At 67.5% G+C, this 13117-nt stretch carries 9 protein-coding genes and 2 tRNA genes; 6 read left to right on the top strand and 5 right to left on the bottom strand.

Features of this window, described 5'->3' with window-relative positions; all coding sequences use genetic code 11:
• Nucleotides 1-109: 109 nt before the first annotated feature.
• Complete coding sequence (lysA, locus tag O3I_RS08160; protein ID WP_014982428.1) at nucleotides 110-1453, top strand: diaminopimelate decarboxylase; 1344 nt, start codon at nucleotides 110-112, stop codon at nucleotides 1451-1453.
• A gap of 190 nt (nucleotides 1454-1643) precedes the next feature.
• The gene (locus tag O3I_RS08155; RefSeq protein WP_041562484.1) at nucleotides 1644-2924 is read left to right on the top strand and encodes a diaminopimelate decarboxylase family protein; all 1281 of its coding nucleotides are present in this window, start codon (nucleotides 1644-1646) and stop codon (nucleotides 2922-2924) included.
• A gap of 66 nt (nucleotides 2925-2990) precedes the next feature.
• On the opposite strand, the gene O3I_RS08150 is transcribed toward O3I_RS08155, so the two are convergent.
• Entirely contained in the window at nucleotides 2991-4757 is a 1767-nt protein-coding gene (locus O3I_RS08150; RefSeq protein ID WP_014982426.1) for a helicase HerA-like domain-containing protein, read from the bottom strand.
• 223 nt (nucleotides 4758-4980) lie between these two features.
• On the opposite strand from O3I_RS08150, the gene orn reads away from it, so the two are divergent.
• Nucleotides 4981-5631 carry an oligoribonuclease gene (gene orn, locus O3I_RS08145; RefSeq protein ID WP_014982425.1) on the top strand — a complete coding sequence of 217 codons (651 nt, stop codon included), beginning with the start codon at nucleotides 4981-4983 and terminating at the stop codon, nucleotides 5629-5631.
• 56 nt (nucleotides 5632-5687) lie between these two features.
• Nucleotides 5688-5760, top strand: a tRNA-His gene (locus tag O3I_RS08140).
• 1243 nt (nucleotides 5761-7003) lie between these two features.
• Here O3I_RS08140 and O3I_RS08135 read toward each other — a convergent pair.
• Both O3I_RS08135 and O3I_RS08130 read right to left on the bottom strand, forming a co-directional pair.
• Nucleotides 7004-7852 (bottom strand): CoA transferase, encoded by an 849-nt coding sequence (locus O3I_RS08135; RefSeq protein WP_041562483.1) that lies wholly within the window; start codon nucleotides 7850-7852, stop codon nucleotides 7004-7006.
• Nucleotides 7853-8074: 222 nt separating this feature from the next.
• On the bottom strand, nucleotides 8075-8608 hold the full coding sequence (locus tag O3I_RS08130) for a GNAT family N-acetyltransferase (protein ID WP_014982423.1): 534 nt from the start codon (nucleotides 8606-8608) through the stop codon (nucleotides 8075-8077).
• Nucleotides 8609-8727: 119 nt separating this feature from the next.
• On the opposite strand from O3I_RS08130, the gene O3I_RS08125 reads away from it, so the two are divergent.
• The gene (locus O3I_RS08125; protein ID WP_014982422.1) at nucleotides 8728-10395 is read left to right on the top strand and encodes a bifunctional 3'-5' exonuclease/DNA polymerase; all 1668 of its coding nucleotides are present in this window, start codon (nucleotides 8728-8730) and stop codon (nucleotides 10393-10395) included.
• 46 nt (nucleotides 10396-10441) lie between these two features.
• Here the strand turns inward: O3I_RS08125 and O3I_RS08120 are convergent, their stop codons facing one another.
• Nucleotides 10442-11656 carry a L,D-transpeptidase gene (locus tag O3I_RS08120; RefSeq protein ID WP_041562482.1) on the bottom strand — a complete coding sequence of 405 codons (1215 nt, stop codon included), beginning with the start codon at nucleotides 11654-11656 and terminating at the stop codon, nucleotides 10442-10444.
• 274 nt (nucleotides 11657-11930) lie between these two features.
• On the opposite strand from O3I_RS08120, the gene O3I_RS08115 reads away from it, so the two are divergent.
• Nucleotides 11931-12006 (top strand) — tRNA-Lys (locus O3I_RS08115).
• 110 nt (nucleotides 12007-12116) lie between these two features.
• Here the strand turns inward: O3I_RS08115 and O3I_RS08110 are convergent.
• Nucleotides 12117-12713, bottom strand: coding sequence for an integrase (locus O3I_RS08110; RefSeq protein WP_014982420.1), 597 nt, complete (start codon nucleotides 12711-12713; stop codon nucleotides 12117-12119).
• Nucleotides 12714-13117 lie beyond the last annotated feature (404 nt).

Below are 13117 nucleotides of genomic sequence, written 5' to 3'. Positions count from 1 at the left end.
GGCCCGGCTCGTCAAGCACCCGTAAGCTGGACGTTTGCCCAGGGGGAATCGGCGTAGTCCTGACAACGGCCCCGCATACGGAATAGCGGGGGCGCACACAGGAGACACCGTGACGCTGCTCGAAATTTTCCCGTCGCTGAAGTCGGGAATGCCCTCGCGCCTCGACTCGGCGGTATGGCCGCGGGACACGCATTACGACGACGCGGGCCGCATAACGATCGGCGGGGTCGCCCTCGCCGATATCGCGGACCAGTACGGCACTCCGACCTACGTCCTGGACGAGCGCGAGGTCCGGGAACGCTGCCGGGCCTACCGCAAGGCCTTCCCCGAGGCCGAGATCATCTACGCCGGTAAGGCTTTGATGATTCGCGCGGTCGCCAACTGGGTTTCCCAGGAGGGACTGTCGGTGGACGTGTGCTCCGCCGGGGAACTGGCCATCGCACTCGCCGCCGGCGTCGCGCCGCGGCGGATCATCATGCACGGCAACGGCAAATCGTTCGACGAACTCACCGCCGCGGTGCAGGCCGGGGTCGGCCGCATCGTGGTCGACTCGCTGGCCGAGATCACCCTGCTCTCGGCGCTGGTCACCGATTCGCAGAATGTCCTGCTCCGCCTCTCCCCCGGCATCGACGTGCACGGACATCCCGCGGTGAAAACCGGTGTCACCGACCAGAAGTTCGGCTTCCCGCTCGGCGGCGACACCGCGGCCGAGGCGGTCGCCCGCATCCTGCGCCAGCCCAAGCTGAACCTGGTGGGCTTCCACTGCCACCTCGGCTCGCAGATCCACGATCCGGACTACTACGGCGAGGCGGTGCGCCGGATGGTCGCCGAGATGGCGCGCGTCCGGGCCGACCACGGCCACCTGCTCACCGAGCTGGATCTCGGCGGCGGGCACGCGGTGGCCTACCGCACCGGCGATATCGCGATGGACCTCGCCGACCTGGCTGCCATCATCGAGGACGCGCTCGACGCGGCCTGCGCGCGCCAGCACTTCCCGCGCCCGACCATCTCGCTGGAACCGGGCCGCGCGATCGTCGCGCACGCGGGCGTGACGCTGTACCGGGTGCTCTCGGTCAAGCACATCGAAGGCGGGCACACCTATGTGACCGTGGACGGCGGCATGAGCGACAACCCGCGCGTCGCGCTGTACGGGGCGCGCTACAGCGTCGTCGTCGCAAACCGGCACCCCACCTGCGCGAGCATGACCGCGACAGTCGCGGGGCGGTTCTGCGAGGCGGGCGACATCCTGGCCACCGACGTGCAACTGCCGGTCGACCTGCGCCCCGGCGAGGTGCTCGCGGTGCCCAGCACCGGCGCCTACCACCACAGCCTCGCCTCGTCCTACAACAGCGTCGGCCGGCCGCCGATCGTCGCGGTGCGCCACGGGCAGTGCCGGGAGCTGGTGCGCCGGGAGACCACCGCGGATCTGCTGAGCCGCGACGTCGGGTACTGAACGGGTTCGCACCGGCCTGTCCGACTCGTGCGACAGGCCGGTGCGTTCGGCGCGTGTCAGTGATTCGTCAAGATCACGGGGCCGGTGGTCAAGGTTGCGCTAAACGACCTGCCGCGGGTCTACGCAAAGGCGTAGTAGTTGATAGGCCCCGCAGTACAGAGAAAGCGGGGAGCGGATCAGGAGAGCAGCCGTGACGCTAGTGGACTTCTTGTCGCCACCTCGGCCGGGAGCGGCCGCACAGCTGGATTCCGCGGTGTGGCCCGCAGGCGCCACCCGCGACGCCGACGGCCGGATCGTGCTCGGCGGCGTGGCGCTCACCGAGATCGCCGACAGCTACGGCACCGCGCTGCGAGTGGTCGACGAGCGCGAGGTCCGACAGCGCTGCCGGGCGTATCGCAAGACCTTCGCCGAAGCCGAGATCGGCTACGCCGCAACGGCCTTGCTGGTACGCGGGATCGCGAACTGGGTCACCGCCGAGGGACTCTCGGTGGTCGCGTGCACGGCGGCAGACTTGGCCGCGGCCTTCGCCGCGGGTGTCGATCCGAAGCGAATCATCTTGCATGCCAACCGGACTCCGCGAGCCACGCTGGAGACGGCGGTGGCCCGCGGGGTCGGCCGGATCGTGGTGGGGTCGCTGGACGAGATCGGTGTGCTCGCCTCGATCGCCACCCGACCGCAGCGCGTGCTGCTGCGCGTCGCACCCGGGATCGGGCGCGACGGCTACCCGACCTGGGACGACGCCGACACCCCTGGTTTCGCGCTCGGTGACATCCCCACCGCGGTGGCCCGGGTGCTCGGCACGCCGACGCTCGACCTGATCGGGTTGCACTGCCATCTCGGTTCGCAGATCTACAACCCGGACCACTACGGCGAGGCGATCCGGCGGCTGGTCGCCGAGATGGCGCAGGTCCGCCGCGACCACGAGCGCCTGCTCACCGATCTGGACCTCGGTGGCGGTCACGCCATCGCCTACCGCAACGGCGACGCCGAGATGAACCTCACCGAGCTGGCCGCCATCATCGAAGACGCACTCGACGCCGCCTGTGCGCGACAGCATTTCCCCCGGCCGAACGTCGCGCTGGAGCCGGGACGCGGCATCGTCGCGCGGGCGGGTATCACGCTGTACCGCGTGCTGTCGGTGAAACACAATGACGGCGGCCGCATTTCGGTCGTCATCGACAGCGAGGAACGGGGCGATATTCGAACCGTGGCCTACTCGGGCACGGTCGTGGCGAATCGGCGGCCGTCCGGGCCGCTGTCCAGCGCCACCGTGGCGGGGCGCGCGGGCGACGTCATCCTCGCGGCCGACGTACGGTTGCCCGCCGACCTACGCCCCGGCGAACTGCTGGCCGTACCGTGCACCGGGGCGTACCACCGCGGGCCCGCGATGTCGGTGATCGGCGTACGGGGTGGCCGATGCACGGAGCTGCTCCGCCGCGAACCACACCTGCTGGATCGCGACGCGAGCTGAAAACATCTCTCCCGCTACAGGTTTCCCGCTCCCGATCCGGCAGGCCGAATCGGGGGCGGGCACCGGTCAGCGCTTGCGCGTGCCGAAGATGCTACGACTGATCTCCCGGCCCGCAGCGGTGGCGGCGGATCGCAGGAAGCTCTTCACCGCAGGGTTTTTCATGATCCGCTCAGCGGTCGACTCGTCGTCACCCTTCGAGGAGCGCCCCGGCGCGGGTGCGACGACCTCCGGATTCTGTTCTGCCGCATCGACTTTCGCGGCCAGAATCTCATAAGCCGACTCCCGGTCGACGGTTTGACCGTACTTGCCCTGCAACGAACTCGACAGCGCGCGCGACTTGATCGCGTCGTCACCGATCGTGTCCATCAGCGAACGCGGCGGCTGAATCCTGGTCCACGCCACCGGCGTCGGCGCGCCCTTCTCCGAAAGCACCGTCACCACGGCCTCACCCGTGCCCAGCGAGGTGAGCGCCTTCTCCAGATCGTAGGTGCTGGTCTTCGGGTAGGTGCGTACCGTCTTCGACAGCGCCTTCTGATCGTCGGGCGTGAAGGCGCGCAACGCGTGCTGGATGCGCGCACCGAGCTGCGACAGCACCGGATTCGGGATATCGGTGGGCAACTGGGTGCAGAAGAACACGCCCACGCCCTTGGAGCGGATCAGCTTGACGGTCTGCTCCACCTGATCCAGGAAGGCCTTGGACGCGTCCGCGAACAACAGGTGTGCCTCGTCGAAGATGAACACCAGCTTCGGCTTGTCGATATCGCCCACCTCGGGCAACGTCTGGAACAGGTCGGCGAGCACCCACATCAGGAAGGTGGAGAACATCACCGGCCGCGCCGCCTGGGCGCCGAGTTCGAACAGGGTGATGACGCCCTGGCCGCCCGCGACCCGCACCAGATCACTCGGATCCAGTTCCGGCTCACCGAAGAACGTGTCGCCGCCGTCGGCCTCGAGGTTCACCAGCGCGCGCAGGATCACGCCCGCGGTGGCCGCGGAGACGCCGCCGATGCCCTTGAGGTCCTCCTTGCCCTCCGGACTGGTGAGATGCGTGATGACGGCACGCAGATCCTTCAGGTCGAGCAGGGCGAGACCGTTCTTGTCCGCCCAGTGGAAGATCAAGCCCAGTGTCGATTCCTGAGTCTCGTTGAGCCCCAGCACTTTACTGAGCAGCACCGGGCCGAACGAGGTGATCGTCGCGCGGATCGGCACACCGATACCGTTGGTGCCGAGCGAGACGAACTCGGTGGGGTACCCCGTCGGCGCCCAGTCCTGCGCACCCGTTTCGGCCGCTCTCGCACTGAGTTTGTCGTTGGCCTGTCCCGGCTGCGAAAGACCGGACAGGTCGCCCTTGATATCCGCGAGGACCACGGGAACGCCTGCGCGCGAAAGCTGTTCGGCGATGCCCTGCAACGTCTTCGTCTTACCGGTACCCGTCGCGCCCGCCACCAAGCCGTGCCGGTTCATCGTGCGCATCGGGATGCGCACGCGCGCCGTGGTATCCACCTCGCCGTCGACCACCACGGTGCCGAGTTCCAACGCCACCCCGTCGAAGGCGTAGCCGGCGGCGATCTCCTGCGCGGCCGCCGACCCCGTGGCGTCGTTCGCGGCAGCGGCTTCCTTCTTGTCGGCTTTCGCCGCGGCCGCTTCGGCGGCAGCGGCGGTTTCGTCGGCCTTCGCCGCCGCGCTCTGCGCCTTCGCCTTACTCGCCCCCGCCTCCTGCTCGGCGAGCTCGCGCTCCGCTTCCTCCGCGGCAGCCGCCGCCTCCGCCGCTACCCGGGCCGCCTCCTCGGCAGCCTTACGCGCCGCGGCCGCCTTTTCCTGGGGCGTAGTCATCGCACGTCCTCCGTCTGGGGTCTGACTCGAACTGCTAACGCAGTGTTTGCTGTCGTACCGAAACGCCTGTGCCGATCTGCCCGAAACTGTATCCCCGCAACGCCCGATCAGGAGCGGCACACCCCGCCGAGATTGTCGCCACACCGGTAAACCCGGCGGGACACCCCGCCGAGAACACGCGGCGCGAAGGCAGCGCAAATCGGACAGAGCTAATGTTGCTGCCGTGTCGGACAAATATGTGGTGTGGATGGATTGCGAGATGACGGGCCTGCGCCTGGACAGCGACAAGCTGATCGAGGTGGCCGCGCTCGTCACCGACAGCGACCTCAACATCCTCGGTGACGGCGTGGACATCGTGATCCACGCCGACGACGCGGCGCTGGCCGCGATGCCCCCGGTGGTCGTCGACATGCACGCGCGCTCCGGGCTGACCGAAGAGGTCCGCCGCTCCGCCGTCACCATGGCCGAGGCCGAAGAGCAGGTGCTCGACTACATCCGCCAGTACGTACCGACGCCGCGGACAGTGCCGCTGGCGGGCAACTCGATCGCCACCGACCGCGGCTTCATCGCCCGCGACATGCCCGCGCTCGACGCACACCTGCACTACCGCATGATCGACGTGAGCTCCATCAAGGAACTGTGCCGGCGCTGGTACCCGCGCATCTACTTCGGCCAGCCGGAAAAAGGCCTGACCCATCGCGCGCTCGCCGACATCAAAGAATCGATCCGCGAACTCGAGTACTACCGGCGCACGGCGTTCGTCGCGCCCCCCGGCCCGACCACCACCGAGATCGCCGCCGTCGCCGCCGAGATCGGCGCCACCGCCTCGGCCGTCGAATCGGCCCAGGTCAGTGGCGTGCCGGAAACCGATTAGGGACTCGAAGGGTTGACACGCTAATATCGACGGCGCCGGTACTCATCCCGGCAATGGTGACCGTAGTTCAGTTGGTAGAGCACCAGGTTGTGATCCTGGCTGTCGCGGGTTCGAGTCCCGTCGGTCACCCGCACGGGCCAGGTCAGGTTAATCCTGACCTGGCCCTTTTGGTTTTTGGGTTGCTGTGTCTGGGTCGACCTGGAGAGACGAATTCGCCGGGGGACGCCGGGTCGCATCGTGTATCTGCGCTCCGAAGCGGTTGCTTGTGGCGTGCCTCGCACTCTTCGTTACGCCGACCGCGTGTCAACCTGCAGACACGCGGTCGGAAGGACGAGAGGTGCGCGTCGGCGAGCCATGCGCACGGCCGAACCTGGCACGCGGGCAGAGTGAGCCGCCGCGCACTTTTTATTACGCCGCACGCGTGTCTGCGTGCAAACACGCGCGCGGGGCGGCAAAAGGTGCGCGTCAGTGAGCCATGCGCACGGCCGAACCCGGCACGCGGGCAGAGTGAGCCGCCGCGCACTTTTTATTACGCCGCACGCGTGTCAGCGTGCAAACACGCGCGCGGGGCGGCAAAAGGTGCGCGTCAGTGAGCCATGCGCACGGCCGAACCCGGCACGCGGCCGGGGTGAGCCGCCGCGCACTTTCCACTACGCCGCACGCGTGTCTGCATGCAAACACGCGCGCGGGACGGCAAAAGGTGCGCGCGTCGTGCCAGCCGAGCACCTCTAGCGTGGGGTCGCTCCTGGCACTCGGGAATTAAGCGAAAGTCGGCGCGAGAGCGCGGCGCAGCCGAGCTGCGCCGGGCATGCTCCCGCGCTACTTTCGACCCTTCACACTCGCTGTGGCACGGCAGAGGGGGCACGAAGCGGGCGGCCACCACGCGGGGTGAGCCGCCGCGCACTTTCCATTACGCCGCACGCGTGTCTGCATGCAAACACGCGCGCGGGGCGGCAAAAGGTGCGCGCGTCGTGCCGGTCAAACACCTCCACGCTGCGCCGCCTTTGGCGCAGCGGCGCTCCCGACACTCGGGACATAAACGAACGCTGGGCGCGGGAGCGCGGCGCAACCGACGCTCCGACGGCGTACTCCCGCACTCCTTGCTGATGCTTCACACTCGCTGTGGCATGGCAGAGGCAGAGAGCGGGCAGCCACCACGCGGTCGAGCGGCCGCCGCGCACTTTTTAGTACGCCGCGCGCGTGTCAGCGTGCAAACACGCGCGCGGGGCGGCAAAAGGTGCGCGCCGTACGCGCTAACGCTGACCGCCGATGCTTCGCGGGACAGGTTCCCGCACTCCTTCTGATGCTTCGCACTCGCTGGGGCATGGCAGAAGGGGTGCGGGGAGACGGAAGTGGTGCGGGAAGGGTGGAGCTAGTGGCGGACGGCGTTCAGGGGGAGGTCGTTGGCGGCGGCGATGGCTTCCAGTTCGGCGGTGGATTTGTCGGCGAACGCGGTACGCAGGCTTTCGTGGCTGCCGTCGGCGCCGAAGGTCGCCAGTGTGCGCATGAAGAAGTGGGGTTCGACGGCGCCCAGCGCGACGTAGCCGTCGGCGCACCGATAGATGCCGTAGCCCGGGAACGCACCACCGAGGATCGCGTCGGTACCCATCAGCCGATAGCGGACGGCGTCGCCGGCACGGGCAGCGGCCTCCTCCAAAGCCACACGATACGGCTGTCCCGCACCGGTTTCCGCGCGGCGAACCAGCGCCGCCAGCGCCGTGGAGACAGTTCGCTCGGCGCCGAGCATGTCGGCGATCGGCACCGTCGGCATCTGCGGCGGGACGAGTGTGCCGTGGACCGCTTGGTAGTTCAGGTCGTGGCCGGGTAGCTCCGGGTCATCGGCGTGGCCGACGATCTCGATCAGCGACAGTCGCGGGAAACGCTCCTGCGGCTGAGCAAGGTCCAGTCGCACGAGCGCGCTCGGCCGCATCGAAGTGATGAGCAGATCCGCGGGCTGCAGCAGGTCGTCGAGTTTGCGTCGGTCCGCCTCCTGCTTCAAATCGAGCGAAGCGATCTCCTGATTCTCGATCAGCGCGCGATACCAGTCCGGCGCGGCGGCCGCGAGCGGATCCCCACCCGGCGGCTCCACCTTGATCACGTGCGCCCCGAGTTCCGCGAGTCGCGCCGCCGCGAGCGGTCCGGGCAGGTTCACGGCCAGGGAAACGACCCGGACCCCGGACAACGGCTGCACTGCGGTGTTCTCCATACCGCGACAATACATTTGTATCGTCTGCAAGTTACCTGCACCGTAACCGATGTCTCACACCCAAGGCACGATCGCCCCGCACGTGGCACGTAGCGCTCTACTCGCACCTCTCGCAGGCCTGAGTCACCCTGGCGGTAGTCGACTACGTGGTGGGCCCGCGCCGGCGGGAAACGGAGTCCGCTCGAGATCGCCGACTGTGCCGATCGCGGTCGCGCGGGGCGAGTGCCGCGCTGACAGTCAGCGGTTCCAGAGCGACTCCGGGCCGGGTAGATCACCTGGGAGCCAGGTGTATTCGAGTTCGGGTAGTTCGAAGCCCTGCTCGAAGTGGGCGGTGCGTTCGTCGGTACGGGTTGCGCCGTTGCGTTCGTAGAAGGCGATCGCGGGGGTGTTGTCTTTCAGGACCTCGAGGTAGACGGTGGTGCCGGGGTGTTCGGCGGCGGCCCAGGCGAGGACGTGCCGCAGCAGTCGCCCGCCGATACCGGAACGTTTCAGCTGCGGCTGGACGTGCAGGTTGTCGATCAGGAGGCGGCCGTCGGGACGCGGGACGAGATAGGCGAAGCCGAGCAATTCGTCGGCGTCGTCGGCGATGAAAAGCGCGCCGTCCGACGGTGCGCCGTCGAGTCGGTTCCGCCAGAGAGTGAGCCGGTCCTCGAGCAACGATCCGTGCAGATATGCGTCGGGCATGATGCCCGCGTAGGCGGTCTGCCAGCTGTGCGTGTGCAGTGCCGCGACGGACTCCGCGTCCGACCCGGTTCCCCGTCTGATCCTCATGGGTCGAGTTCACCGCACCGGACCGCGATTCGGCACCTCATTTTGCGGTGTCCGGACCGCGCACCTCGCCCGGGCGAGCACTGCACCGGATTGTCGGTCCCTGCTGCCAGACTCTGGGCATGCGGTGGGCGGTGGCGGAAACAGGCGACGGCGGCGCCCGGCTGTGCCCACTCGACCAGGAGGGCAGACCGGCAGGCCCGGTGTTGAACGAGCCGTCGCTCGCGGCGGCCGTGCGGTCCCGGCCCGAGGTCGAACGGTGGGTCTGGCGCAGTACCACCGACATCTACCGTCCGCTGTTGGCAGCAGGCGTACGCGTGGAACGCTGCTACGACGTGCAGGCCGCCGAGTCCCTGCTGATCGGCCACGAGCAAGGCCAATCGGGTCAAGCCCGCTCGCTCGCGGCCGCGTGGGCCCGCCTGCACAACCTGCCCGTGCCGCCGGACGCCCCGCTCCGGGCCGCCGAGACGCAGCCGTCACTGTTCGATTCCGGCCCGGCGCCGCTGCCGCCCGGCGTCGACGAATTCACCGCGCTGCTGGAGGTTTACGCGGCACAGGTGGCCCGGACCGCGCAGACCGAACACCCGGACCGCATGCGCCTGCTGCTCGCCGCCGAATCGGCGGGCATGCTGGTGGCCACGGAACTCAACCTGGCGGGCATCCCCTGGCGCGCGGATGTCCATCGCGAATTGCTGGACAACCTACTGGGCGAACGCTTTCCGGGCGGGCTGGAGCCGCGGCGGATGGCGGAACTGGCCGACGAGGTGTCCCGCGCGTTCGGCAACGGCGTGCGGGTCCGCCCGGACCTGCCCCAGGACATCGTCAGAGCTTTTGCCCGCGTGGGGATTTCACTGTCGTCCACGCGGAAATGGGAACTCCAGCGGATCGATCATCCTGCGGTGGCGCCGCTGCTGGCGTACAAGTCGCTCTACCGGCTGCACACCGCGAACGGCTGGTCCTGGCTGGAACAGTGGGTACACGACGGCCGATTCCGGCCCGAATATCTGCCCGGCGGCACGGTTTCCGGCCGGTGGACCACCAACGGCGGTGGCGCGTTGCAGATTCCGAAGGTGATCCGCCAGGCCATTCGCGCGGATCCCGGCTGGCGGCTGGTGGTCGCCGACGCCGCCCAGATGGAGCCGCGCGTGCTCGCCGCGGTATCGCGCGATCCCGGGCTGATGGAACTCGCCGGTCGCGGCGACGACCTGTACGCGGATCTCGCCGCCCACGCGTTCGGCGGCGAACGCGACCAAGCCAAGATCGCCATGCTGGGTGCGATGTACGGCCAGACCTCCGGGGACGCACTCACACACGTGACCGAACTCCGCCGCCGCTATCCGGCCGCCATGGCCTATGTCGACGACGCCGCGCACGCCGGCGAGGAGGGTCGTCTGGTGCGTACCTGGCTGGGCCGCACCTGTCCGCCGGTCACCGCACCCGAGGTCGAGCCGACCCACGACGAAGAGGAGTTCCGCGGGTTCGGCACCTCCGCGGCCCGCGCCCGTGGCCGGTTCACCAGGAACTTCGTCGTGCAGGGCAGCGCCGCCGACTGGGCCCTGCTGCTGCTCGCCGGCCTACGCCACGCGATGTCGCACGCCGGGCTGCGTGCCGAACTCGTCTTCTTCCAGCACGACGAGGTCATCGTGCACTGCCCGGCCGAGGAAGCCGACACGGTCGCCGCCGCGATCACCACCGCCGCCGAGAACGCGGGGCGCATCACGTTCGGTCCCACGCCGGTCCGCTTTCCCTTCACCACGGCGATCGTCGAATGCTATTTCGACGCCAAATAGCGTGCGGGCCACCGATTCACACCGATGGCCCGCACGAACGTGATGGCTAACCGCGGTCCGCGTTGCCCGCCTTCCACACCGGCCACGGGATGTTCCAGTCCCCGAGTCCGTCGGTGCCGGAAAGCGTGCCGCCGACCGTGTTCTTGATGATGGTGATGTCGCCGCGCTTGGCGTTCTGGTACACCCACTGCGCGTTGGCGGGGCTGAGGTTCAGACAGCCATGACTGGTGTTGCTGTAGCCCTGCTGCCCGACCGACCACGGTGCGGAGTGGAAGAAGATGCCGCTGTAGGAGATTCGGGTCGCGTAGTCGACCGGCGTCTTGTATCCGTCCGGTGAGTTCACCGCCACGCCGTAGGTCGACGAGTCCATGATCATCTTGTCGAACCGGTCGCCCACGATGTAGACGCCGTTGTCGGTGGGCGTGCTGTTCTTGCCCATCGAGGTCGGCATGGTCTTGATCACCTGGCCGTTCTGTTCGACCACCACCTGCTTGGTGTTGTCGTCGGCGGTGAAAATCGTGGCATCGCCGATGGTGAAGAACGACTGGATGTTGTCCTGCCCGAACAGGCCGTTGCCGAGGTCACGCCCATAGACGTTCACGTTGATGGTGACCTTGGTCCCCGGTGCCCAGAAGTTCTCCGGCCGCCACCGGACCTCACGATTGTTCACCCAGTAGAACGCGCCCTCCACCGCAGGCTCGGTGGTGATTTTGATCGCATCCTGGGCGGCCTTGCGGTCGGGAATGTTCTCGTCGAACTGCACCGCCACCGGCTGGCCGATGCCGACCACCTCGCCCTCGCCGGGCAGCAGATACGGCTTGGTCTGGCTGTCCGGGGAACTGGTGGTGAAACTCAACGTCGCCGAATTGGCACCGCCGAGACCGATCGCATCCGCCTTCAACCGGTAGGTTTTGCCGTAACCGAGCACCTCGGTGGTCTCCCACGAGCGGCCGTCCGCGGCCAGCTTGCCCGCCACCGGCTTGTCCTGCGCGTTGACCAACGTCACATTCGTGAACCGGCCGTCTTCGACATGGAAAGCCAGCGGCACGCCCGGCGACACCCCGACATCGCCGTCCTTGACCGGGGACATCAGCTTCGGCTTGATCAACTCCAGCAGCGGATTACGGTCGATCATGACCGTGGACGAGTCCGTCGTACTCGACGAGGAGCAGCCCGACAGGGCCAACGCCGCCACCGCCAGCACAGCAACAGGCCCGCTGATATGTCGGATCCACCGACGCCGACCTCGTCCAACGCTCATCTTCAACCCCGTTTCAAGTCGATCCCGCCCGCTACAGCTCAACCCGCCGTGTCTGCGGAACGGTCGAGACCACATTCGGACATTCTGCCAGTCCGAAGGGCTCGCACCAACGCGAATCCCGCGTCGACACAGTGGTGTTACACGGGATAGATCCGAACCGACCCCTCCGTTGTTAACACGGCAACCGACGCACCCATCCGCGCCGGTCAGAGCGCGATTTCACATCTGCGCCCTCGGCCTGTTAAGGTTTCTCACGCACCGGAACACGGAGCAAGCGCCATTAGCTCAATTGGCAGAGCAGCTGACTCTTAATCAGCGGGTTCGGGGTTCGAGTCCCTGATGGCGCACCATAACATGGCCCCTGACCTGGTATTACAGGTCAGGGGCCATGTTTGTTTGACCGGGTGAGTCGGGCCGTTCCCAAAAATATCCCAAAAATTCGCGCGCCCAGCCGTGTTCGTCAGCTGTCCCCACCGAAACCCAGCTCCAGCACCGCCGACGAGTCCGGGTCTGCTCGGGTGACGCGATGTAGTGCCGCTCGGTGATCCCCTCGCGCGAGTGCCCCAACTGCTAGGCGGCGGTCTTCGCATCCGACGCCTCGGCGATCAGCGTCGCCGCTGCCTTCCGGAAACGTGTACTGCGTCACGTCCTTGCACAGGGTGCCCCGCGCGTCCCGCCATGTCCGGTTGAAGTTGTGCGGATCACGAAGAACTCCACCCCGGCCCGGAAACACAAGCGGCACCGTGTCTTCCACCTCCACCACGCTGCCGCCCTCCTCCTGCAGCGCCTTCACCTCACACATCCGCCCGTGTGTCGGGTCGTCTCGCAACCGCTTCAACATCTGGATCGTGAACTCTGGCAGCGCAACGATCCGATGCCCGGCATCGGTTTTCGCCCACTCCTGCCGAAACAGCCCCTTACCCTTCAGCCTGACAACAGACGCCGACACCGTGAACGTCGCCGGTTCGGCTTCGAGATCGAACTGATCCCAGGACGCCGCCAGCGCCTCGCCCGGACGCACGCCGGAACCGAGGACCAGATCCGCGACATCGAGCACGAGCCGATCCCGCTTCGGGCCATGCGTATACGCGGGAGTTCCCGGAATCTCGTTCCCCGCCAGCCACTCCCGAAGTTGAGCTCGTAGGGCGGCCAGGCGATCCCGTTCGATGATCCGAGGCTTGACCTTGCGTCTGCGCAGACGGGACGCGTCACGCAACGGCTGCGAAATATCGCTGCCTGGACGACGCGAACGATTCTCCCAGGCAGCGACGAAGCTGCGGTGATCCCAAGCGTCAGCCGACTACAGCGTATGTCGTAACTGGCCTTGACCAAGGTGCTTGACATGAGAGGTTGCCTATCGGATCGGCAGATTCTGAGTGCAACCATGCACTGGCACGACGCCTACCGAAAATCGCTCGACGTACTCGAACGTTGTCAGATGGCGGGTCACCAACCGTTCGA

The sequence above is a fragment of the Nocardia brasiliensis ATCC 700358 genome (genome assembly GCF_000250675.2).
Lineage (GTDB): Bacteria > Actinomycetota > Actinomycetes > Mycobacteriales > Mycobacteriaceae > Nocardia > Nocardia brasiliensis_B.
Note: the sequence above shows the minus strand (reverse complement) of the source record. Positions and strands in the feature narration are given on the sequence as shown.